This is a genomic window from Puniceicoccaceae bacterium (genome assembly GCA_040224245.1).
In the GTDB taxonomy this organism is placed as follows: Bacteria; Verrucomicrobiota; Verrucomicrobiia; order Opitutales; family JAFGAQ01; genus JAKSBQ01.
In genome coordinates, this window is the sequence record JBEGIR010000047.1 from 1 (window position 1) to 22,476 (window position 22,476).

Consider the following 22,476-nt stretch of genomic DNA (forward strand, 5'->3'; position numbering starts at 1 on the left):
AAGTCCGAAGCGCAGGAGGCCTGATCCGGACTCAGCATTCCGCCCGGATCGTTTGCACAGCTATGCCTTCGAACTGACTTCCGTCGCAAACCAATACCGTCGGAACCCGAACGCCACATTGACCAAAGCAATCATCACGGGTACTTCCACGAGCGGACCGATGACCGCCGCAAACGCCACGCCGGAACCGATCCCAAAGACCGCAACCGCCACCGCAATCGCGAGTTCAAAGTTGTTACTGGCTGCCGTAAAACTGAGCGTCACGCTCTGCCGGTAGTCTGCTCCCACGAGTTTGCCCATCACAAAACTGACGCCAAACATCACGGCAAAGTAGATCGTCAGTGGCACCGCGATGCGCAGCACATCCAAGGGCAACTCCACAATTTTCTCCCCCTTGAAGCTGAACATGAGCACAATCGTGAACAACAGGGCGATGAGGGTGATCGGGCTGATTTTGGGAATGAATTTTTGCTCATACCACTCCCGGCCTTTCCAGCGCACGCCCACAAAGCGCGTCAGCATTCCCCCGAAAAATGGGATACCGAGGTAGATCAGCACACTCTTCGCAACCTCCACCATCGTCACTGCCACGACGCTGCCTTCGAGTCCAAACCAGGTTGGAAGCACCGTAATGAACAGCCACGCATACACGCTGAAAAAGAGAATCTGGAAGAGGCTGTTGAAGGCAACGAGTCCGGCGGCGTATTCGTTGTCACCTTCCGCCAGTTCATTCCAGACGATCACCATTGCGATACAGCGCGCAAGTCCGATCAGGATGACTCCAGTCATGTATTCCGGGTGATCCGGAAGCAGCCAGACCGCGAGTGCAAACATCAGCACGGGGCCGATGACCCAGTTCTGGATCAGCGACAGCAGGAGCACCTTCACGTTGCGAAAGACACGATGCATTTCCTCATATCGCACCTTGGCAAGCGGCGGATACATCATCAGGATCAGGCCAACCGCAATGGGTAGGTTTGTGGTTCCTACCTGAAAGCGATTGAGAAAGGATTCTGCACCCGACCACAATGCCCCAATCGAGACTCCGAGAGCCATCGCCAGGAAAATCCAGACCGTCAGGAAACGGTCCAGGAAGCCCAGTTGTTTGCGACAGGGCGCACAAGTGCCCGGCTGGTTCGTTGAAGGTTTCATTTAAGTATCAGAGTGGTTCATGATTGCGGTGGCAGTTCCCTGTCTTCAGCCCCAGTGTGCAACGCTTGCAGGAATCCCGCAGCATAGGCTTCAAACACCTTGCGGATCTCGTCACGTATCCGGCGAAATGCATCCATTTCGCTCTCCCCAGCGCGCTGCGCCTTGGGTGGATCCTCAAATCCCCAGTGATAGCGATAAACCTTTCCTGGAAAAGTGGGACAGGCCTGATCTGCGTGACCGCACACCGTGATCACGGTGTCGATACCCGCATTCAGGAAGCGGTCGAGGTGTTTGGATTCATGATGCGAGATATCGATACCGATCTCGTGTAGCGCTTCGATGGCAAGCGGGTGCACGTATCCCGCCGGTTTCGAGCCAGCGCTCTGCACGGTCATGGCATCGCCGACCGCTTCTCGCAGAATGCCCTCGGCCATGTGGCTGCGGCAGGAGTTACCTGTGCAAAGGATGAGCACGTTAGGTTTATTCAGGTGTTTCATTTCAGAATTGGGAAAGAGACTCATCGATTTCCGCTTCATTTGCGGGTTGCAGCACGAACCTGGGACAAGGATCGCCAGTCTGCGCAATGCGCTCCACAATGGCTTTGCGCTTGCAGAGATCCTGCTGCAGTTCGCAAGCAACAGGGGAATCACTGCGCAGGTGCTCCAGGTTGACCCGAATCAGGGATTCTGCGATGGGAGCAACGCGATACACCCGCCACTGGGCCTGTTGCCGGGACTGAACAACCTGCAGTCGTTTCATGTAGCCCAGTTGTTTCGAGGCCTGGACCTGCGGGCATTTGAGAATATCCATGACATGACAGACACAGAGCGGACCGTCTGCCAGCACGTTGAGCATGCGCAGACGCTGCCGGTCTGAGAAACATTTGTAGATGGCTTCGGTCAGCATGCACTCGTTCATACTGTTTTATGTATATACTGCAATTTAATTATTCATTGTGACGAAACTGTCACCGTGCTCACCAAACCCTCTCATCCAGTTGACCGCATCGTACTCCGCCCTATGCTTGCGAAGCTCAACATCCCTGCATCCCATCATCCACATGAGTTCGCCACCCATTCGACTCACATCCATACTCCTGCATTTTCTACAACTTGGCTGCACGGCTTTTGGCGGCCCGGTGGCCCATCTCGGCTATTTTCAGGAGACTTTCGTGCAGAAGCTGCGCTGGATTCGACAGGATGCTTACGCAGATTTGGTCGCACTCTGCCAGTTTCTTCCGGGTCCTGCCAGCAGTCAGGTTGCCTTTTCCATCGGCTACCAGCAACGCGGAGTGATCGGCGCATTCCTGGCCTGGCTTGGCTTCACCCTACCCTCTGCCATACTCATGATCGGCTTTGCGCTCGGCCTGACGGCTCTGGGCGACCTTCAGGCTGCGGGTTGGATCGTTGGACTCAAACTGGCGGCGGTCGCTGTGGTCGCCAATGCCATCGGGTCCATGGCCGAAACACTCTGTCCGGACCGTGACCGCGCATTGCTTGCTCTTTGTTCGGCCGCATTGCTGCTAATCTTTCAACAACCCCACTGGCAGATCCTGGTGCTGCTCATCGGGGCCGGCATCGGTTGGCGCTGCTTCGGTCACAAGATCGCTGCAAACGAAGCTCAACCCCATGTTTCTCAACCCACACGCAGTTTTGCATGGCTCTACCTTTCTGCATTTGGGGTTCTGCTGATCGCGTGGCCGTTGGCGGGCCATCGGTTCGGTGGGTGGCTCGAGGCGAGCGAAGGCTTCTATCGCGCAGGGTCGCTCGTCTTTGGAGGCGGTCATGTACTGCTGCCCCTGCTGGACGGACTCACAGTAGCAAAGGGATGGGTGGACTCCCACACTTTTCTTGCAGGCTATGGTGCCGCACAGGCCCTTCCGGGTCCACTCTTTGCCTTCGCCGGATTTCTCGGAGCGACCCTTCAAGCAGGTCCGGGAGGATTGTCCGGTGGCTTGCTCGCACTGCTTGCGATCAATCTTCCATCCTGGCTGCTCGTACTGGGTGTGCTTCCTTACTGGGAACGCCTGAGAGGGGTGAGCACTGCACGCGCCGCACTCATGGGCACCAACGCCGCTGTGGTCGGGTTGCTGCTCGCCGCCTTTTACGACCCCATCTGGACCAGCGCGATCACCGATTCCCATCGCTTTGCCTTTGCCTTGCTTGCCTTCGCCCTGCTGCGCTTCGCATCGTTGCCACCCTGGCTGATCGTCATTGGCAGCGCGCTTGGCGGAGCACTGTTGTGGGGGAGTTGAACACTCACAAAAGCGAGGCTGAACGGAGTTGAACAGATCGTGAAACCCTGCGCCATCGGGTCTTGACCAGCCCAGCCACCCAACACCCAATCCCAGCCTCAACATTCTCAAATCCGACATGCAGATTGACTTTCAAGATGCCTGCAGGCTTTCCCTTTGAGATTGACCCACCCAAATGATTTTCCAACCTTTTCCCCGTGATTTCTGCATCCCTCCCCACATTCACCCGTCTCGGACTCACGCTCGCGGCGCTCTCCCTTGGCATGGCCACCGATGGCGCCGCCGAAACCACGCCACGCACGGAAATTCGCATCCGTGATCCCTTTGTGCTGCCAGACCCCGACACCGGCATCTACTACATCTACGGCACAACCACTTCGGGCATCTTTGACGGCGACGTTGAGCGCAAGGCCGTGATGGTGTTTCGCACACGCGATCTGCAGAACTGGGAGGACCCAGTGCCAGTCTGGGAGATTCCGGAGAACCACTGGGGTCGTGAGACTGTCTGGGCACCGGAAGTACACCGCTACAACGGGCGCTACTATCTCTTCGCCACGATCACGTCCGACCAGACCCTGCCGACTCCGGCGGGCCGTCCGCAAAACGTGATGCGCGGCACCGAGATTCTGGTCGCGGACAGCCCGCTCGGTCCCTTCAAACCCATCGGTGACGGACCCCAGACACCGCACGATTGGATGGCCCTCGACGGCAGTCTCTGGATCGAGGACGGCGTACCCTACATGGTGTTCTGTCACGAATGGGCCCAGATCACCGACGGCAGCTTCGAGATTGTGGAACTGAGCGAGGATCTCTCGCACCCCATCGGACAGCCGCAGACACTCTTTCACGCCTCCGCAGGCCCGTGGGTCCGCTGCCGGGGCGACATCGGTGAATTGTATCAGGGAAAACGCTACCATGCCTATGTGAGCGACGGCAACTGGCTGCATTACACTAAGGATGGCACCCTGCTCATGCTTTGGTCCAGCTACGGCCCGACCAAGTATGCCGTCGGCGTAGCCCGTTCAACCACTGGCAGCGTATTCGGTCCGTGGGAACAGCAAGCCGAACCGATCTGGAGCGACGATGGTGGTCACCCGATGCTCTTCAACACCTTCGATAGTCGCCTTGTCATGGTGATCCATCAGCCCAACCGTCGCATCGAACGCGCTCGCTTTTTTGAGATGGAGGATCTCGGCGACACCCTGCGGATCAAGCGCGAACTGACTTTGAACTGATGGCTACGGTGCCCTTCAGATAAACTGCTTTTCGCTTCCCCTCACTCCTTCTTTGCCGCCACACGTGCTGCGGCGAGCAACACCTCTCCACTGAGGCGAATCGTGTAGTCCGGATTCACATAAGCGAGGTGAATCCGACCCTCACGGATCAGAAAAACTCCGGGCACTGGCAGCTCACGGGAGGAATTGCCCGCAGCCTTTTCGATGTCAATGCCGTAACCCAACAGCATCTCGTGGGTACTGGCATCGACCTTGAAGGTAAGCCCGAAAGCATCCGAAGCATTGCGCTCATGATCTGAGAGCAGAGTGTACCCCACATCGCTCTTGTTCAAATGGGCTTGGAGGCTCTCAGCACTGTCTGGACTGAGCGCGATGATCTGGTAACCCAGGCTTTGCAGCTCGGTTTCAATGCCTGCGAGATCCGAAAGATGTTGATTGCAGTACGGGCACCACCCTCCCCGATAAAACACCAGCACAGTGGGTTTGGTCCTGAGCTGTTCGCTCAAATCTACAGCCGTTCCATCGGTATCGAAGACAGTGACCGAATCGGGAACAGAAAGCCCCTCAAAGAGTGGGGTGATGGTTTGCGGTGTGTTTGCCGCGCCATGAAGTGTTGTAGAGGTTCCACCGATGCACAGGCAGATCGCAAGCAGACGAAGAGATATCAAACAGGCGGTATTTCGAATGGGATTCATGATGATGAAGTTGAATGTTTCAGAGGACTGACAAGTCGCACCTTTTCCCCAAAAACTCAAATCAGTCCCATACGGTTTCAACCAGAGCACTATTGACAATCAGCCGATCCCTGGTGATCAGCGCGATCCGTTTCTAGAACACCAACATGCCAATCTCCTACAGTGTCATGTCCGAAATTCCCAATATTCCCCTCTTGGAACGACGGATTAGATTTCCTTCTCTTGTGACCACGATGACTTCTTGACCTGAAAATGCTGCTCTCCTGATTTTGGGAAACTCTCTCATCAACGTGCTAACGTTCGTTTTCATGCAATGATTTGCCAAATATCAACTCGGATTCGCAATCAACCTCACGTGAAAAATTCAGCTTGGAACTCAGCTCAACCATCATCGTGCACGAAAAGCACTTTGCATTCCATGGAGGTGCGCCACATCACCGAGCGTATCCAACGTCCAGTGCTGTTCCTCCCAAGTCACGACATTCAGGGCGCTGTTCCAGAGGGTGTATTTTCGCTCGGCACTCAAGTTCAGATTCAGCACCATGCGCACCAAGGCATCCACTCCACCTCCATGCGTGAACACCGCAATGCATTGACCTGCATGGCGTTTCGCCAGATCCAGAAATACGGCTTCAAAGCGTGTCTGCTTCTGGCGCAAACTCTCTCCGCCCTCTGGCGCAAAATCAATGTCTTTGCGCCCAAGCTCCTCCCAAATCCCAGGATAACGTCGCTGACTTTCCTGTTTGTCCATGCCCTCCAGCACTCCAAAGGATCGCTCCCGGAGGCGTTCATCGAGCGAAAGTTTCAGCGAAAGTGCGTCAACGGTCGGTTGTGCACTCTGGATACAGCGTCCCAAATCACTCGAATAGACTGCAGCAACTGGAAACTCTCTCAATCGCTCAGCCACAGCCTTAGCCTGACGCATGCCCTGATCTGTAAGCGGGCTGTTCTGCTGTCCCTGCCAGATTCCGCGAACGTTCCATTCGGTCTCTCCGTGTCGAATAACGACGAGTTGTGTTCGGTTGGATCGATCCTGTTCCATGAAATTCCAGCGTGGTGCAGGTTTGCCAAAAGGCAATCATTCCAAATGGAACGCACGGAATTCCCCTTCCCTACGTGTCCGATACGCTCTCATCCACCACCCAATGCATCGCAGCATTTACCAGTGCACACTGGCACGCGATGCGATCCAAAATGGGTGCCGCTCGACTGGGAGTCTCGGTCGTGAAGCACCACGGAGTGTGTCGGCGCAACAGATGGATCGCTTCCGGTAAGGCCTCCACCCAGGAATGCAGGTGATCGTGCGGTGGCTGCATCAACCCCTTGTCATTGGGCATATCGTCAATCATGGGTTGAAGCTCTACCGGCAGGTGAGCTGCTCCGGCAGTGAGCAAAGCTCGAGCCGGAGAAGGACGCGAATTCGTGCATGCTGCATGCGCATCGGGCAAATCAGCTGGTGACAATTCATAGAGATAAAATCCCTGGGCTTCGTAGTCCTCATGCAAACAGACAGCCAGATCGAATCGCCGATCTTCCAGCCAGCTCTGATGCGCCCTCGCCTCCGGCGTTGTCGGCACAGGTCCATAGCTGCGATTGATGTCCACGCCATCACTGTTTTCGCGAGTCCCCGCCTGCAATCCCACTGGATTGATCACGGGCAGGATCGAATACTCCACATCATCTCGAAAGGAATTCCGACGCAATAGCTCCAGTAACGCCATGGGTCCCGCAGGTTCATCCCCATGCACCCCGGATGAGAGGTAGATGCGTGCCCGAGCTTGCGTTGGCCTGCGTTCAAACGCAATCAGCGGAAAATCCCCTCGATTCCCAAAACAGGACTCGACAAATCCGGCTCTTCGCGCTGCGTCCCTCAACCGATCCAGCAATGCATTGACATCCATGCCCTTCTGATGAAACCCAATGGCATCATCTGGCAAGTGTTCACGTGGGATTTCGGATTTTACTGCACAAAACAAAACTGTTCACCCTGAGTTGCAGGAACACATTTACTTCATGTTCGCTACTTGTCATCGATTGGGATCTCACATCCCTCACCCTCAAACGCAGGCAGTGTAACGCAACAAACCCCGTCCTGTAGACGGGGTTTGAAAGAAAGTCTGGGGTGGTAGACCGGACTTGAACCGGCGACCCCCGGTACCACAAACCGGTGCTCTAACCAACTGAGCTACAACCACCACGAACAGGCCTCATGGACCTGTGAAGGTGCAACATAACGGGAGCAAATCTCTCATTTCAAGAACAAACTCTCGAAGTTTGATGAAATTTTTGATTCGGCCCTGCAAGGCCATGGCATCTCTGTGCTCTGCGCCGCAGCGCGTCTGAATACCCCTCAAAGATTGCGAATCACAGCTTTGCAAATCCCCTGAATCAGTAGCTCGGTCAACGGGTAGAGTTCCGGGTAGGATTCATTCTCAGCCTTCAGGTAAGGGGTTGCTCCGGGTTTCTGGATGTAACGCTTCAATGTGGTTTCCCCGTCAATTAATGCAGCAACAATGTCTCCGTCCCGTGCAATCCCGGGTTGAATGACAACCGTATCGCCATCGAGAATTCCCACATCGATCATGCTGTCCCCACGCACTTTGAGAGCAAAGGTGTTCTGCCCTGGACGAATGCCTGCCGTTTCGATGTCAATCTGCAGACGACCAATTTCACCTGATGCTTCAACACGGTCGGGATACCCTGCGGCAATGGACCCATAGATCGGAATGTCGAGCATGGCCTTGGGCTGCCCGGGAAAATCAATCTCCTGATCCGCAAAACGAAATGTTCGGGCCTGACCCGGAATGCGGCTGAGGATGCCCTTGCGTTCGAGTGCGCGCAGATGTCCCATCACGGCATTCGTGCTTGCAAACTCAAAATGGTGCTGAATGTCCCGAATGCTCGGCCAATACCCATTCTCGCGCAAGAATGACTGAATGAAATTGAGCATTTCCCGTTGGCGCTTCGTGATACCCTTCATGATGCACATTTGTATATTGCACATGCGTTCAACCGCAAGCTAAAAATACGACATCACCCGCTGAAACGTTCGTTCCGTGCTGCCACGGCTGCGCTTAAACACCCTTCTGGCCGACTGGCTGAGGGCCTGACGTCGATCCATGTCTTGCAGCAATTCTGCGAGCGTCGTGCTGAGAGATGCCGGTTCCAGAATGCGACAAGCTCCTCCTTCCGCCTCGAGCGCGCGACAGATTGCACGAAAGTTACTCAGGGACGGGCCATACACAACCGGGATTCCGAGGGCAGCGGCTTCGATCGGGGTCTGACCTTCGGTGTGCGGGGGGAAGCTGCGGCCAATCACCGCCACATCCGCCACTTGCAACAGGAATTTCAACTCACCAGTCGTGTCCGCCACATGCACCACAGGACATCCCTGCTTCGCCGATTCTGACTTCCACTCCGGTCGACTCCGAAACTGCCAGGAAAAGGCATCACCATAGTTCTGCAGCAGGGAACGCAACTCCGCACGACGTTCAGCGTGGCGTGGAGTTAGAATCAGGCGAACCGCCAGTCCATGCTGCTGGGAGAGTGTACAGACGGCATCGAGCAGCAGACGCTCCTCTCCGGGCCAGGTTGACGCTCCGATGAGGGTAAATGGAGCTGGCACCGGGTTTTCATCCTGCCACAGGGTATCGAGAAGTTTAGAACGCTGCTCCATCGAGAGTGAGACTCCATCTGCCACATCAAACTTGAGGTTGCCCGTTATCGACAATTGCTCAGCCGGATAACCGAGTTCAAGAATGCGCTCGGCGTCCAACTCGGACGCCGCAGCAATGTGGGAAACGGCATGGTAGAACAACGGTTGCAACGCCATCGCACGTTTCATGCGGCGAAAGCTCTTGTCCGACAGGCGCGCATTGATGAGGATGAGCGGAACACCGCGCCTGCGCGCCTCGTGCAAATGCTCAGGCCACAGTTCAGCTTCAGTAATCACGCACACATCGGGTTGAATGCGTCGCCAGGCTCCACACACAACAGGCCAGAAATCGAGTGGAAACGGGATCACCGCCAGTACTTTCGAGCCATATTTTTCCCCGGCCAGTTTGAATCCGGTGCTGGTCGTTGTGGACAGGATGAGTTCCAGATTTGGCACAGAGCACAGCCGTTCCAACAACCCTTCAATCGCGAGCATCTCACCCACACTCACAGCCTGCAGCCAGACCCGGCGCTTCTCCGGACTGGGTTTCGGGATGCGGTACCACCCGAACCTTCCAGCCAGCATATTCCCGTATCCACCGCGACGAAGCATGCGAAAAAGGTAGAACGGAAGTCCCACCAGAAACAGGACAGGGAAGAGGAGTCGATAGATCCAAATCATGGGTCAACAGCAGCGCGGCAAGCGTCGGTAAACAGCATTGCGTTCAATTGATTAAGGTTTGCATTGCAAAGGATTAGCACTAAATTGATGCTTTTGGTATCAAAATCTTCCGCATCCGTTCACTGTGACCTGAACAACCGGAGATAGCCAAGCTGCTTCTTGCTCGATCCATCATTGAATTCACACGCCCGCACACCTCAGCCATGTTCAGTTTGCTCGCTGCCAGTTCTATAGAATCCCTGGTTCACAACAATCTGGCACTCTTCGCCATGGGGCACCTGGGACTGGTGCTGATCCTGCTTGTGTTCTTCTTCAACATGGGTTCGAACAAGGCACCGAAAGAACCCAGGGAGCGAGATGAAGATGCGTTTGATTATGCAACCGAAGATGGTTCGCTTTTTAAGTCGAACACGGAGGGATCGATTCCGCTCGATGCGCTGAAATCGCCTGAAACAACCGATGCGAACGCGGATGCGCTTGACGAACCCATCGTCTTCAACTCCCAAATTCGCGAGCAGGAAATGCCTCCGGAGGCACCACACGACAGCAACGAAGGCGATACGCTCACCCTCGACGAGTCCGATCCGGAGCATGAGTCGGCTGATGCAACATCCGATTCTGATGATTCCACAGCTGATCGTGATTCCGAACCGGAAAGCGAAGAGGATCACAACCGGCGCAAACTGGAACGCATTTCCACCATTCTGGATTCGGCACCTGCCGGTCCGCTCATGCTGATCAATCGGGAAGAACGCATTCTCGATCTGAACGCAGAAGCGAGCGAGCTCTTTCAATACCAGAAACAAGACATCGAGGATCGAAAGATTGATGAAATCATCTTTCTCGAGGAACAGGACTCCTCCGATTCCGACGCGGATGGACTTCAAAAAGCCAAAGGCCACCGCAAAGACGGTTCCCATTTTCCCGTGGAAGTGGAACTGGAGATGGCAGACCGCGAGTTTGGCATCATCATGGTTCGGCTCCAGCCATTCCTGAATGAGGTCATTGGCGCACCCCAACCCGCCGCCGAAACTTCCATCCCAGAACCCGAGCCGACACCCGCTCCCGAAGCAGCACCCCAGCCTTCCGCCGAAAAACTCAAACTCGCCCGGGAAGATGAGTCGCCAGAACCACCAACTGCAACACCTGTGCGCAGTAAGCCGCTTCCGCCTCCACCGCGTCCCAAAAACCGCGGAAATTCCCTGGCCCTCCAGTCGGGCGGCGCCGTTACTTCAACGGGCAAAGCACTCGACTCCAAAACCATCGAGATGTTTTCATCGCAGCTGGGTCAACCCTTACAGTCGATCGCGCAGCTTGCGCAACTCATTGCCTCGGACGAAAAGGCAATTCCACACCTGAAAAAGTATGCCGTGGCGATTCAGGCCAAGAGCAACCGCATCCTTTCACAGATCGAAGAAATGTCGATGCTGGTGAGTGCTCAGACTTCCGAAATTGCGATGCAGGAACACCCGTTCAACCTTGGCAACCTGATGAGCAATCTCGTCAGCCTTGCGAGCAATGTCAGCGGAGAGGAAGGTTCTAAAATCCGCTTTGATCGCGGCGAAAACGACCTCATCGTCATTTCTGATGAAGAGTATTTTGAGAAGGCCTTGAGCAACCTGATCAACATCACCCTGAATAGTGCGGAAAATCAGGAAATCGAATTGGTCGTTCAATCGGAAGTCACCCAATCTTCTGGTGATCCGGCAAAAACCGTCACATTCAACGGGCAGCAGCTCAAAATTCAGAGTCAGCGGCGTCTGACCATCAGTACACGCTTCCCCGGTGACGAGCACTCCCATCGCTTTTTCGATGCTTCCATCAACCGTCCTGAAAGTCCACTGGTCCAAAAACTGCAATCGAGCAGCTCCCTCAAAAACCACATGGCCAGTATCCGTCTGATGAAGGAATTGGCCCGCAACCTGGGCGGAAAGCTGCGCTTCGTGGAAACCGATGCACAGGTCGGAGAAATGCAGCTCATCGTCGAATTGCCCTGCGTAGAGGTGGCCGCATACCCTGCCTGAAGACAGGAGGCACCCTGCCTCGCAATTATCCCTTTTATTCTCGAGACGACAGCCGCTCAGCGAGATCGCGATCCCGTAGATTCAGAGCAGCAATCCACGGGCTGAAGTCATCAGGAGGTGCTGCACAGAAGGACAACCATTCACCCGATGACGGATGCTTCAGTGAAAGACTCCAGGAATGCAGCAATGGGCGTTCCGCAAGCAGGTTCAGGTGCTTCAAATTCCCCGGACGAAACCCGTAGAGCCTGTCGCCGACGATGCAGTGTCCCATGTGGCTGAGATGCACGCGGATCTGATGTGTCCGTCCCGTATGGATTTTGCACTCCAGCAGGCAAAACTGACCGTTATCACTCTGCGCCAGTAACTGCCAATCGGTCTGCGCTGCTTTGCCTTGTGCCAGAACTGCCATGCGCAGGCGATGAACCGGGTGGCGGCTGATTGCACCGTCACAGATGCCCGATTGGGTCGACGGGACTCCGCTGCAAATGGCAAGGTAGCGCTTGTCTGGCTGTCGGTTTCGAAAGGACTCGATGAGAGTCCTCAGGGCATCATCGGTTTTGGCAGCAACCAGCAAGCCCGAAGTATCCTTGTCCAGGCGATGAGCGATGCCCGGACGATCTTCACCATTGAGCATGCTGAGCTGGCCGTTACAATGATGCAGCAATGCATGAACCAACGTATCATCGCCCGTTCCACTGCCCGGATGAGTGACCATGCCCGCAGGTTTGTTCACCACAATGATGAACTCATCTTCGTAACGCACATCCAGTGGAATGGGCACGGCATGGGGAACTGCTGAAGGTTCTGGCTGCAGGAGAATGCGAATCACATCTCCAGGCAAAATGCCCTGTTTTTTCAGGATCACTCTCCCGTTCACGCTGACTCGCCCATCCCTCAGCGCCCGCTGCAGTTGGGAGCGGTTCAGCTCCGGGAAAAGCACAGACAAGTAGCGGTCAACGCGTTCCTTTCCACTGGCGCAACTGGCAGTCTGCTCAAGAAAGGAAGTGTAAGCTGAACTGGCATGCGAACTCATGACGGGGCTTGTAGGTCAGGAAAACAGTTCGCCAGTGGAGCCGACTGCCACTGCATTCAGCGGGTGCGACGGATTTCGGTCCCCTGGAAACGAATCGTAAATCGATAGATACGCTTGACGGTGTTTTCAATGCGATGGGTTTGCGGATCGATGCGGATCGGCACCTCCACCTTGTGAATATCGGCAACAGCATGGTAACCACGCTCTGAAAAAATATCGATCAACATGGCCAGTGCCAAAGCATCCCGAAAGAGTCGATCCTCCGAATTCACGATGGCCATGCCGGAAATCGCATGGCGAATGATGATCGGCATGAAATTTTCATCAATCAAGCGCACCACTTCTGCAAACAGATCCTGGTGATGCCGCTCATAATTGTCGAGACGACTGACGAGATCCTGACGCGCATGCGCCACCAATTGCTGAGCAACGGGAATCACCGAAATGCGATCATTCGTAGCTTCGTCTAGCTCAAGCGAACTTTGATACTCGAGTTCGTCCAGAATGCGGGAACGCACCTCATCAATCGTCCCATAGGCATCGATGTAGTGATAATAAAACTCCTCACGAAGCGACTTCAGGGCTTCATACGTGATCGACTTGAAGGTATTGTATCGACCCAGTGCAGTTGCTTCCGACAGGTCGGTTTTACGAATTTCGTAAAGTGTGCCGACTCCTGAGGCTTCCACTTTCTGGTTGTGCGCGATCATTTCTTCACCGCGCTTGCGCTGACGCCGCACACTCTCCTTCTCATCGATAAACAGGACAACGATGTGAAAATTGGGTCGACGGAAGCGTTGAGAATGATCGGTGCCCAAGTATTTGGAGCGCAGCTCATTCAGACGTACGTAGAGCATTTTGAGGCAGTCCACCTGCACCTGGGTGCGCGGATAACCATCCACGATCACGCCCTTCTGGTTCTCCGGTTTGAGCAGCTCGTCAAAGACCATCTCGGTCACTTCACGATCCCCAACGAGTTTTCCGCGATCAATCAACTCTCGAGCCGCCGGCGTCTTCAACAGACTGCTCACGACAATAGGATCGGCTGTGATGGAGCGCGTGTCCATGATGAAGCGGGTATTGGTTCCTTTGCCGGATCCCGGTGCTCCGTTGAGCCAGAAAATCTCCTTTGGAAAACTCATGTTTTCCTCTCCGTGCTGGGCCAGGAGTTTTTTCCATACCGAGTTGAAGATCAGGGCGGCATCCTTGATCTCTACATCCTCGTGTGACTTGATTGCTTCGTTCTTCACAGTGTCGTTGGGCTTAGGGTCAAAACGTTCCATTAAGACGGCACTTGCAGATCAGGTCAAGTCAAGCGGGAGAGCCGAAAATCCGTAAATCCATTCGATCTGAAAAGGCCAATCCAGCCATCCGTATCTGCTCAATAACAGTGCCCTGCGGTTCCACCCGAACCAGCCCCGGCATCATCCCTTCACCAGTGTGGGTCTCAATTTGTCTTTTTTGGGGAAGCAAATGCGATTGATCGCCTGCTCAAAATCGTCGGCTCCGTCAAGGATGTCGATCTCAAGCCGCAGGTAAAAGGTCGTCAGAGGAGGTTTATAGCCCACATCAAGCCTCGCAGCATCTTTTTCGGTGGTGATCACCCAATCAACACCCGCACTGGAAAAGCGATCATACATGCTGGAGAGTTCATAGTCTGACAGGCGATGGTGATCCAGAAACCGTTCCTTCAGCACCAGGTCAGCTCCAAGATCGATAAGAAACTTCTCAAAACTCTCGGGCACCGCGATGCCGCTGAAACACGCAATCCTGCGACCTTGCAACACCTGCAATTCCTGCTCCTCCGTCGTGTCGATCCGGGAGAGCTTCGTCGGTCGATGCGTGCATTCGATGATGTCGGCATCAGGTTTGTGGGCGAGGATCTGCTGACGCAGGGCACTCGAATCAGTCCCGTCCGATTTGGTGATGAAGACATAAGATGCACGCCGAATGTTGCGAATCGGCTCACGCAAGATGCCTCGTGGCAGGAGTTCCTCATTGCCGAATGGATTGTTTTTATCCACAAGCACCAGATTCAATCTGCCCTTGAGCGGCAGGTACTGAAACCCGTCGTCCAGGATAAGCGTGTCCACACCAAATTTCTTGATGGCATACGCACCCGCCATCACACGGTTCTTGTCGACGACAACCACCACACCCGGAAGGTTCTTTGCCAGCATGTAGGGTTCATCCCCGGCAAAGCGCGAATCCAGCAGCACCTGGCGACCGTTGCTCACCACCTTGGGTTCGGGAGCCTTGCCATGCGTTATCGCTCTCCAGGCCCGCTTCCATTTGGGTTCCTTCTTGCTCTTGTAACCCCTGCTCAGAATGCATACCGAACGCCCGCGCGCGGCGAGGGTCTTCGCAATTCGCTCCACAATCGGAGTCTTTCCCGTGCCTCCAACCGTGAGGTTGCCCACCACAATCACGAGACAGCCCAACGGCTGATTCTTGAACACCATGTGGTTGTACAAAAACAATTTAGAAGCGACAATGGAGCCGTAAAGATAGGACAAAGTTTTGAGAAAAAGTGCGAACCATGTCGCTTTTCCGCCTTGACGCCGGTCGTAAATCACATCAACCGTAAATTGCTCGAAGCCCCTGAGTGTTTCGTCAACTCGATCCTTAAAACGACTCTTCATCTGTTGTGGTTCACTTGATGATCTGGCGGAATGAACTTCAGCTGATGTCACATTTTTTCAGGTTCGTTCGACGCACGATGCGAAAAAAGTAAGGTCAAATGCTATGCAAGTTCAATTGTTAAAATCCAAAATACTCCGTGCAACCGTGACGGATGTACACATGGATTATGAAGGTAGCCTCGCAATCGATTCCGAACTGATGGAGAAGGTGGGCCTGTTCTCGGGGGAGAAAATTCTGGTCGCCAATTTCAGCACCGGAGAGCGTTTCGAAACCTACGCCATTCCCGCTCAGGCAGGTTCAAAAATTTTCTCGATTAACGGTGCAGCAGCACGCAAAGGAATGGTCGGTGATCTGCTCGTGATCATGTCCTTTGCCTGGATCGATGCTGGCGAAGCTGCAACCTGGCGTCCGCGTACCATCACGCTTGCGGACCAAAATCATCGAATCATCAAAGCCGTCTGAAGATCGATCAGACCCCAAACCCATCGTCAACTCAACCACTGTAACCGCACCAACCTACCATCACTGTGAGTGTCAAACTGTTCATTCCCGGACCCATCGCCGTCTCTGAAAAGACGTTTCGTGCGATGGCCACACCCATGATCGGCCACCGTTCGGCCGATTTTGTCAATCTGTACCGATCCATCCAGCCCGGACTTCAAGAGCTGCTCGATACGCAGGACCCGGTCTTCCTATCGACCAGCAGTGCCTGGGGCATCATGGAAGGCGCGGTCAACAACGTCACGCAAAAGAAGGTGCTCAACTGCATGTGCGGTGCGTTTTCGGACAAGTGGAACGACGTTTCACTGCGCAACGGTTTGCAGGCAGACAAACTTCAGGTCGAATGGGGAGATCCCATCCTTCCCGAACAGCTGGACAAGGCTTTGAGTTCTGGTGAATACGACACTGTGACCCTGGTGCATAACGAAACGTCGACCGGGGTCATGAACCCGCTGGAAGAGATCGCCGATGTGCTGAAGAAATATCCCGATGTGATTACCATCGTGGATACGGTCAGTTCATTTTCCGCAGTGCCCATTCACAAGGACGATCTCGGTATCGACATCATCATCACCGGCTCGCAGAAAGCACTTGCAATGCCTCCCGGACTGGCCCTGATCAGTGTTTCCCAGAAGGCACTTGACCGAGCCGCAAGCCAACAGCACCGGGGATACTATTTCGATTTGCTTGAATTTCTGGACAATCACCAGAAAGGCATGACTCCCAGCACGCCCAGCATTTCCTTGATTTACGCGCTGCAATCCAAACTCGAGGACATCGCACAGGAGGGCCTGCAGGCACGCTATGCCCGGCACGCCAACAACAACCAGCTGGTCCACGACTGGGTGCGTTCTGAAGGATTTGATTTTTTTGCAAAACAGGGCTACCGCTCCAAGTCCCTTACCTGCGTGGCAAATACCCGTGAGGTCGACATCGCCAAACTCAACCAGCTTCTCAAGAGCGAGTTTCAAATGGTCATCGACGGAGGATACGGAAAGATCAAAGGGAAAACGTTCCGCATCTCCAACATGGGAGACGAAACCGAGGCAACCCTGTCCGAACTGCTCAATAATCTCTCGACGCTGCTTGCCCGGATCTCGTAAGGATGAAGAAACTGATCATTGCCGAGAAACCCAGTGTCGCAGCCGATCTCGCCCGCGTGCTCGGGAAAGTCAAAAAAGTCGGGGACTACTTTGAGAACGACGAATGGATCATTGCCTCGGCAATTGGTCACCTGGTCGAACTTTACATGCCCGAAGACTTCGACAAAAAGTGGAAGTCCTGGCGCATGCAGTCCCTTCCCATCATCCCAGAGACTTTTCAGCTAAAGCCAATTGAGAAAACCAAATCGCGCTTCAACGAACTGAAGAAACTGCTCGGACGCAAGGATATCGACTGTGTGATCAACGCCTGCGATGCCGGGCGTGAGGGAGAACTGATCTTCGCCTACATCTACGATCTGGCCAAAAAGAAGGTGCCGATCAAGCGACTCTGGATGTCCTCCATGACTCCCGATGCCATTCGCAAGGCATTTGCGGAACTCAAGGACGGCACTGCAATGGAACCGCTCAAATCCGCAGCGAAGTCACGCTCGGAGTCCGACTGGCTCATCGGCATCAACGGCACACGTGCCGTCACCATGAAGCTGTTTGGTTTCCGCGGTGGCAAGGTTGCAACGGTCGGACGTGTGCAAACCCCAACTCTCGCGCTCGTCGTACAGCGGGAACTGGAGATTCGCAATTTCAAGCCCACGCCCTTTTGGCGCATTACCGCTGACTTTGAGATCACCGAAGGGCAGTATGAAGGCACCTACCAACGCGCTGACAAAAAGAAGGATGACTCCAATGCGCACGACAAGCTCGACCGCATCTGGGATGAAGACCGTGCCAAAACCATCCTTGCCGAACTCGAACGGGCAGACAGGGCGATGGTCAGCGAGCAGAAAAAGCGCACCCGCCAGAGTTCACCTCGCCTCTATGACCTGACAACCCTGCAGCGGGAAGCAAACGGGCGTTTTGGATTTCCCGCAGGCATGACCCTGAAAATCGCTCAGTCGCTCTATGAAAAACACAAGGTGCTGACCTATCCGCGAACGGACTCCCGTGCCCTGCCCCAGGATTACCCGGAGACCTGCCGCACTGCGATTCAGCATCTCCCCGACACCTACCAGAGTTCCAAGGACTACATCCTCAAGAACAACCGCATCGACCCATCAGACCGGCGGGTATTCAACAATGCCCAGATTTCGGATCACTTTGCGATCATTCCCACGAATAATCCACCGAAGAAACTCAGCCCGGACGAAGCAAAAATCTATGACATGGTGGTGCGCCGCTTCCTGGCAGTCTTTTTTCCCCCGGCGGAATATGACGTGACCACGCGCCTCTCCGTTGTCGGCGAACATACGTTTAAGACTGAAGGCAAGGTGCTCGTGCACCAGGGCTGGCTCGCCGCATATGACCGCACCAATAATGCGGAAAAAACCCTGCCGGCCCTGAGCAAGGCAGATGAGGACGACACAGGCAATTGCCGTGCGACCAACCGGGACTTCCGTCTGCTCAACGAAGCGACCAAACCACCCGCCCGCTACACCGAGGCCACCTTGCTTTCCGCAATGGAAGGTGCAGGAAAACTCGTTGAAGATGAGGAACTTGCCGATGCCATGAAGGAAAAAGGGCTCGGCACGCCTGCAACGCGTGCCTCCATCATCGATCACCTGATCAAAGAGGCTTACATGATGCGTGAAAACCGCGAACTCCTCCCTACAGCGAAGGCAGAGGAGTTGATGATTTTTCTCAACCACCTGCACGTCGAGGAGTTGACCAGCCCGGCACTCACTGGCGAATGGGAGTACAAGCTGCGGCAGGTTGAACTCGGCAAGATCAGTCGAGAGGCCTTCATGTCCGATATTGTCGGGCTGACCCAAAAAATCGTCGAAAATGCCCGTGCATTTGAAGAAAAGGCTGAGGATCTCAAACCCAGCAATCTGCGCTCTCCCATTGATGGAGAACCCCTGCTCGAAGGCATGCGCTTCTATCAATCGAAGTGTGGAACCGTCAAAATCTACAAAACCATCGGCAATCGCAAAATGGAGGAAGCCGAAATCCAGGAACTGCTCAGCAAGCGCAAGCTCGGTCCCTTGGATGGTTTTCGTTCCAAAGTTGGCAAGCCCTACTCGGCCATGCTGACTCTCGATGACGAGCACAAGGTCAAATTTGTCTTCAACAACGGAAACGGCGGAGATAACGGGAATGGGGAGAACGGTAAAATCGAAGACCTGACCCAGTTTCCCAAAGTGGGAGTGTCTCCCATCGACGGAGCGACGGTCTACGAAACACCCAACGCATACCTGTGTGAATCCTATCACCGGGACGGAAAGGGATTTCGCCTCAGTCGCACCATGCTCGGCAAAACCCTGCCACGCGAACAGGTGGAGAAACTCCTCAAGGATGGCGAGACCGAAGTCATCCAGAACTTCCGCTCCAATCGCACACGAAAGCTGTTTTCCGCCTCCTTGCTGCTCGACAAGACCGGAAAGATCACCTTCAAGTTCCCACCTCGCGAACCCAAGGCAAAGGCCGGAGCGAAGACCCAAAAAACTGCCAGCGATTCCGAAAAAACGTCCTGATCCGGGAATGCTGATCGGCGTAGCAAGGTTTCGAATTTCAAAGCGGTGTTTGAGACGGGATTTCTGGTGTGTATTTTCTCCGGAGCGCAGGGACTGGCGCCACAATGAGCGCACTCAATTTCACTATCTCCTAAACTTCGCGCTTCACTCGCCTGCGGAATCCCTGTATCTCAGACAGGTATGGACAGAAAACCTGTAGTGCTCGTCATTCGCGATGGTTGGGGTTCCAATCCCAATAGCGAACATGATCGTTTCAATGCCGTAAAACTCGCCAAAACTCCAGTTGCGGATCGCATCAGCAGCGAATATCCCCGCACCGAAATCATGGCCTGTGGTCGCGATGTCGGGCTGCCTGACGGTATCATGGGAAACAGCGAAGTCGGCCACCAGAACATCGGGGCTGGGCGCATTGTAGATCAGGAAATCGTGCGCATCGACAAAGGGTTTGAGGAGCGTACCATTTTTAAGAATCCGGTATTCTTGCAAGTCATCGACAAGGTGAAGGCAGGGGGCAAGCTACACCTGATGGGCATCACCTCCGACGCAGGCGTACACGGCATGCTGGAGCATCTCTACGGACTCGTGAGCGCTGCCAAGGAACTCGGTGTCAGTGAGGTATTCCTGCACGCCTTCTCCGATGGACGTGATACGGCTCCGGAAAGTGGTCTCGAATATTTGCGACAGATCGAAGCCAGGTTTTCCGAAATCGGAGCTGGCAAAGTTGCCAGCATCACCGGTCGCTACTGGGCGATGGACCGTGACTTGCGCTGGGATCGCGTTGAAAAAGCCTACAACTGTATCACTGGCAGGGCGGTGGCCAACAAAGCCAATTCGGTAACCGAGGCCATCGAGCGCTACTACTCCAATCCAACAGAACCGAGCATGAAGGGCGACGAATTCATTCCGGCTACCCAGATCGTTCAGTCCGATGGTCAGCCCATTGGTACGGTTGAGGATGGGGATGCCGTCATTTTCTACAATTTCCGTGGCGACCGTCCACGTGAACTGACACGCGCCTTCATTGAAGACAGCTTTGACGGATTTGATCGCGGTCCGAAGCTCGATATTCTTTTCGTCACCATGACCGAGTACCAAAAAGGTCTCTGCCCCAACATCCTGTTCACCAAACCTCCCAAGATGAAGGACATTCTGGGACAGGTCGTCAGCGAGGCAGGTATCCCCCAGTTTCGTTGTGCGGAAACCGAAAAGTTTCCCCACGTAACGTTTTTCTTTAACGACTACCGCGAAGAACCGTTCGAACTGGAGGACCGCGTCATTGTTCCCAGTCCAAAGGATGTATCGACCTACGACCAGAAACCCGAGATGTCGGCTGCCGGAGTTCGCGATGCCGCCAAAGATGCAATCCTCAGCCGGAAGTACGGCCTCATCGTAGTCAACTTTGCAAATCCGGACATGGTCGGGCACACAGGGTCCGTACCGGCAGTCATCCAGGCATGCGAGTTTGTGGATGCCTGCGTTGGCGAACTGATCGAAGCGACGCGTTCCGTTGAGGGTTCCCTGCTGATCACAGCCGATCATGGCAACGCCGATCAGATGTACGACGAATCGAGCAAGGGACCGCACACCTCCCACACACTGAATCCAGTCGAAGTGGTCATCGTAGATGATCGCTTCAAATCCCATTCGCTGCGTTCGACCGGACGCCTTGCAGACATTGCACCCACGCTTCTTTGCATGATGGGAATGGATCAGCCCGATGCGATGACGGGCAACAATCTGATTGCAGATCTCTGACCTTGCACCGCAGGGAGCGAATCGAGTTGAAGGTTGTGAACAACTTTTCAGCAACGGCTCTTTTCCTTTTGGGAAAGAGCCGTTTTGTTGTCTGATCAACGAATCCTGCCCATGTGAAATTCGTCTTAAAAAAGCCCAAATCAAGGAGTTGCAGCACTCATTTTGTTACGCTGCAGTTACGTTTGTTTCAGGCAGGTTAAGATTTCCGAAAAGCTCGGCAATGCCGTTGACCGGTGGAAAAGGCTGTGGATAAGTTGCGAACATCTTCACCCGAAGGACACCATGAGCAGCGCACCGGTCGACCACAAACTTCACTTCAAAACGATTATTCTTTCGGATCTGCACCTTGGATCTCCGTACTGCCAGATCGAAAAAATCATCGAGTTCCTCCACTCCACCACCTCAGAGACGCTTGTGCTCAACGGAGATTTTATTGATGGCTGGAGTCTTGCCCGCAGGGGTGGATGGAGCCATCGGTGCACCCGCGTTATCCGCATTCTTCTCCGCAAAATCGAAACTGAAGGTACCCGCTTGATCTACGTCAGGGGAAATCACGACGATTATCTCGACACCGTGCTGCCCTTGGGATTCTCCAACATCGAAATCGTAAGGGAATTCAAATATCGCACACGCGAGGGAACGTATCTCATCGTTCACGGTGATGGGTTTGACTCCGTCACAACCGAGCACAAGTGGATGGCCATTCTGGGCGACATTGGCTACCAGACGATGATGAAGACCAACCAGCTTTATCAGCGCCATGCCGCGCGCCTGGGTCTGCCCGCATTTTCCATCTCCCAATGGACCAAGGCAAAAGTGAAATCCGTCGTGGCTTTTGTAGACAAATACGAAGAACAACTTCAGGAACTCGCCCAGCAGCAGGGCTACCGTGGTATCATTTGCGGCCACATCCATACCCCTGCCAACAAAACCCTGGGAAACTTCCACTACCTCAATTCCGGAGACTGGGTTGAGTCCAATACCGCAATCGTAGAGCACTATGAAGGCGGATTTGAGGTCATCGATTTTCCGAAACTGCGCCAGTGGAAGTCCGATGCCTCCCAACGCTTTCGTTTTCAGCGAAAGCCGGGTGAGCGCAAACGCAGCGAAGACCTCGATCCTGATTTTACCCCGTTTCACTGACCGAGTGGAGACTCAAACGGATTCTGGCGAATCCGATCTACGGGTTTTCGCAACGGCGAATCTGCAATTCTTTCACA

19 protein-coding genes and 1 tRNA gene are annotated in these 22,476 nt (G+C 54.4%); 8 read left to right on the top strand and 12 right to left on the bottom strand.

Going from position 1 to position 22,476, the window contains the following annotated elements:
* Positions 1 to 60 precede the first annotated feature (60 nt).
* The 3 genes from arsB to ABQ298_07780 are packed head-to-tail and all read right to left on the bottom strand — an operon-like array spanning position 61 to position 2,070.
* Entirely contained in the window at positions 61 to 1,152 is a 1,092-nt protein-coding gene (gene arsB, locus ABQ298_07770) for an ACR3 family arsenite efflux transporter (GenBank protein ID MEQ9824266.1), read from the bottom strand.
* A 17-nt stretch (positions 1,153 to 1,169) separates the two neighbouring features.
* Positions 1,170 to 1,649, bottom strand: a complete 480-nt coding sequence (locus tag ABQ298_07775) for an arsenate reductase ArsC (GenBank protein ID MEQ9824267.1) — start codon at positions 1,647 to 1,649, stop codon at positions 1,170 to 1,172.
* Between the two features lies 1 nt (position 1,650).
* Positions 1,651 to 2,070 carry a metalloregulator ArsR/SmtB family transcription factor gene (locus ABQ298_07780; GenBank protein ID MEQ9824268.1) on the bottom strand — a complete coding sequence of 140 codons (420 nt, stop codon included), beginning with the start codon at positions 2,068 to 2,070 and terminating at the stop codon, positions 1,651 to 1,653.
* Between the two features lie 142 nt (positions 2,071 to 2,212).
* Here ABQ298_07780 and chrA point away from each other — a divergent pair, with 142 nt between their 5' ends.
* Entirely contained in the window at positions 2,213 to 3,406 is a 1,194-nt protein-coding gene (gene chrA / locus ABQ298_07785) for a chromate efflux transporter (GenBank protein MEQ9824269.1), read from the top strand.
* A gap of 197 nt (positions 3,407 to 3,603) precedes the next feature.
* Positions 3,604 to 4,641: a glycoside hydrolase family 43 protein gene (locus ABQ298_07790; GenBank protein MEQ9824270.1), complete on the top strand. Its 1,038-nt coding sequence runs from the start codon at positions 3,604 to 3,606 to the stop codon at positions 4,639 to 4,641.
* Between the two features lie 41 nt (positions 4,642 to 4,682).
* On the opposite strand, the gene ABQ298_07795 is transcribed toward ABQ298_07790, so the two are convergent.
* The 6 genes from ABQ298_07795 to ABQ298_07820 all read right to left on the bottom strand — a co-directional run bounded on the left by ABQ298_07795 (position 4,683) and on the right by ABQ298_07820 (position 9,672).
* Positions 4,683 to 5,336 carry a peroxiredoxin-like family protein gene (locus ABQ298_07795; protein ID MEQ9824271.1) on the bottom strand — a complete coding sequence of 218 codons (654 nt, stop codon included), beginning with the start codon at positions 5,334 to 5,336 and terminating at the stop codon, positions 4,683 to 4,685.
* Between the two features lie 388 nt (positions 5,337 to 5,724).
* Positions 5,725 to 6,378, bottom strand: a complete 654-nt coding sequence (locus ABQ298_07800; protein ID MEQ9824272.1) for a histidine phosphatase family protein — start codon at positions 6,376 to 6,378, stop codon at positions 5,725 to 5,727.
* A 70-nt stretch (positions 6,379 to 6,448) separates the two neighbouring features.
* Positions 6,449 to 7,273: a M14 family metallocarboxypeptidase gene (locus ABQ298_07805; protein MEQ9824273.1), complete on the bottom strand. Its 825-nt coding sequence runs from the start codon at positions 7,271 to 7,273 to the stop codon at positions 6,449 to 6,451.
* Between the two features lie 181 nt (positions 7,274 to 7,454).
* Positions 7,455 to 7,531, bottom strand: a tRNA-His gene (locus ABQ298_07810).
* A 155-nt stretch (positions 7,532 to 7,686) separates the two neighbouring features.
* A complete protein-coding gene (gene lexA, locus ABQ298_07815) occupies positions 7,687 to 8,316 on the bottom strand; it encodes a transcriptional repressor LexA (GenBank protein MEQ9824274.1) in 630 nt (209 codons plus the stop codon).
* 39 nt (positions 8,317 to 8,355) lie between these two features.
* Positions 8,356 to 9,672: a 3-deoxy-D-manno-octulosonic acid transferase gene (locus ABQ298_07820; GenBank protein MEQ9824275.1), complete on the bottom strand. Its 1,317-nt coding sequence runs from the start codon at positions 9,670 to 9,672 to the stop codon at positions 8,356 to 8,358.
* 203 nt (positions 9,673 to 9,875) lie between these two features.
* On the opposite strand from ABQ298_07820, the gene ABQ298_07825 reads away from it, so the two are divergent.
* Complete coding sequence (locus tag ABQ298_07825; GenBank protein MEQ9824276.1) at positions 9,876 to 11,696, top strand: PAS domain-containing protein; 1,821 nt, start codon at positions 9,876 to 9,878, stop codon at positions 11,694 to 11,696.
* A gap of 34 nt (positions 11,697 to 11,730) precedes the next feature.
* Here the strand turns inward: ABQ298_07825 and ABQ298_07830 are convergent, their stop codons facing one another.
* From ABQ298_07830 to lpxK, 3 genes are all read right to left on the bottom strand, one after another.
* Complete coding sequence (locus ABQ298_07830) at positions 11,731 to 12,729, bottom strand: RluA family pseudouridine synthase (protein ID MEQ9824277.1); 999 nt, start codon at positions 12,727 to 12,729, stop codon at positions 11,731 to 11,733.
* A 56-nt stretch (positions 12,730 to 12,785) separates the two neighbouring features.
* Positions 12,786 to 14,012 carry a nucleoside monophosphate kinase gene (locus ABQ298_07835; protein ID MEQ9824278.1) on the bottom strand — a complete coding sequence of 409 codons (1,227 nt, stop codon included), beginning with the start codon at positions 14,010 to 14,012 and terminating at the stop codon, positions 12,786 to 12,788.
* A 141-nt stretch (positions 14,013 to 14,153) separates the two neighbouring features.
* On the bottom strand, positions 14,154 to 15,371 hold the full coding sequence (gene lpxK / locus ABQ298_07840) for a tetraacyldisaccharide 4'-kinase (GenBank protein ID MEQ9824279.1): 1,218 nt from the start codon (positions 15,369 to 15,371) through the stop codon (positions 14,154 to 14,156).
* A gap of 103 nt (positions 15,372 to 15,474) precedes the next feature.
* Between lpxK and panD the strand changes: the two genes are divergently transcribed.
* The 5 genes from panD to ABQ298_07865 all read left to right on the top strand — a co-directional run bounded on the left by panD (position 15,475) and on the right by ABQ298_07865 (position 22,399).
* Entirely contained in the window at positions 15,475 to 15,834 is a 360-nt protein-coding gene (gene panD, locus ABQ298_07845; GenBank protein ID MEQ9824280.1) for an aspartate 1-decarboxylase, read from the top strand.
* A 65-nt stretch (positions 15,835 to 15,899) separates the two neighbouring features.
* Entirely contained in the window at positions 15,900 to 16,976 is a 1,077-nt protein-coding gene (locus ABQ298_07850; GenBank protein ID MEQ9824281.1) for an alanine--glyoxylate aminotransferase family protein, read from the top strand.
* A 2-nt stretch (positions 16,977 to 16,978) separates the two neighbouring features.
* Entirely contained in the window at positions 16,979 to 19,501 is a 2,523-nt protein-coding gene (locus tag ABQ298_07855; GenBank protein MEQ9824282.1) for a DNA topoisomerase III, read from the top strand.
* Positions 19,502 to 19,681: 180 nt separating this feature from the next.
* The gene (gpmI, locus tag ABQ298_07860) at positions 19,682 to 21,256 is read left to right on the top strand and encodes a 2,3-bisphosphoglycerate-independent phosphoglycerate mutase (GenBank protein MEQ9824283.1); all 1,575 of its coding nucleotides are present in this window, start codon (positions 19,682 to 19,684) and stop codon (positions 21,254 to 21,256) included.
* A gap of 282 nt (positions 21,257 to 21,538) precedes the next feature.
* The gene (locus ABQ298_07865; protein MEQ9824284.1) at positions 21,539 to 22,399 is read left to right on the top strand and encodes a UDP-2,3-diacylglucosamine diphosphatase; all 861 of its coding nucleotides are present in this window, start codon (positions 21,539 to 21,541) and stop codon (positions 22,397 to 22,399) included.
* The last annotated feature ends 77 nt before the right edge of the window (positions 22,400 to 22,476 follow it).

Coding starts and splice junctions, on each gene's coding strand:
- arsB (MEQ9824266.1), bottom strand. CDS start 1,152: ATGAAACCTTCAACGAACCAGCCGGGCACTTGTGCGCCCTGTCGCAAA.
- ABQ298_07775 (MEQ9824267.1), bottom strand. CDS start 1,649: ATGAAACACCTGAATAAACCTAACGTGCTCATCCTTTGCACAGGTAAC.
- ABQ298_07780 (MEQ9824268.1), bottom strand. CDS start 2,070: ATGAACGAGTGCATGCTGACCGAAGCCATCTACAAATGTTTCTCAGAC.
- chrA (MEQ9824269.1), top strand. CDS start 2,213: ATGAGTTCGCCACCCATTCGACTCACATCCATACTCCTGCATTTTCTA.
- ABQ298_07795 (MEQ9824271.1), bottom strand. CDS start 5,336: ATGAATCCCATTCGAAATACCGCCTGTTTGATATCTCTTCGTCTGCTT.
- ABQ298_07800 (MEQ9824272.1), bottom strand. CDS start 6,378: ATGGAACAGGATCGATCCAACCGAACACAACTCGTCGTTATTCGACAC.
- lexA (MEQ9824274.1), bottom strand. CDS start 8,316: ATGAAGGGTATCACGAAGCGCCAACGGGAAATGCTCAATTTCATTCAG.
- ABQ298_07820 (MEQ9824275.1), bottom strand. CDS start 9,672: ATGATTTGGATCTATCGACTCCTCTTCCCTGTCCTGTTTCTGGTGGGA.
- ABQ298_07825 (MEQ9824276.1), top strand. CDS start 9,876: ATGTTCAGTTTGCTCGCTGCCAGTTCTATAGAATCCCTGGTTCACAAC.
- ABQ298_07830 (MEQ9824277.1), bottom strand. CDS start 12,729: ATGAGTTCGCATGCCAGTTCAGCTTACACTTCCTTTCTTGAGCAGACT.
- ABQ298_07835 (MEQ9824278.1), bottom strand. CDS start 14,012: ATGGAACGTTTTGACCCTAAGCCCAACGACACTGTGAAGAACGAAGCA.
- lpxK (MEQ9824279.1), bottom strand. CDS start 15,371: ATGAAGAGTCGTTTTAAGGATCGAGTTGACGAAACACTCAGGGGCTTC.
- panD (MEQ9824280.1), top strand. CDS start 15,475: ATGCAAGTTCAATTGTTAAAATCCAAAATACTCCGTGCAACCGTGACG.
- ABQ298_07855 (MEQ9824282.1), top strand. CDS start 16,979: ATGAAGAAACTGATCATTGCCGAGAAACCCAGTGTCGCAGCCGATCTC.
- gpmI (MEQ9824283.1), top strand. CDS start 19,682: ATGGACAGAAAACCTGTAGTGCTCGTCATTCGCGATGGTTGGGGTTCC.
- ABQ298_07865 (MEQ9824284.1), top strand. CDS start 21,539: ATGAGCAGCGCACCGGTCGACCACAAACTTCACTTCAAAACGATTATT.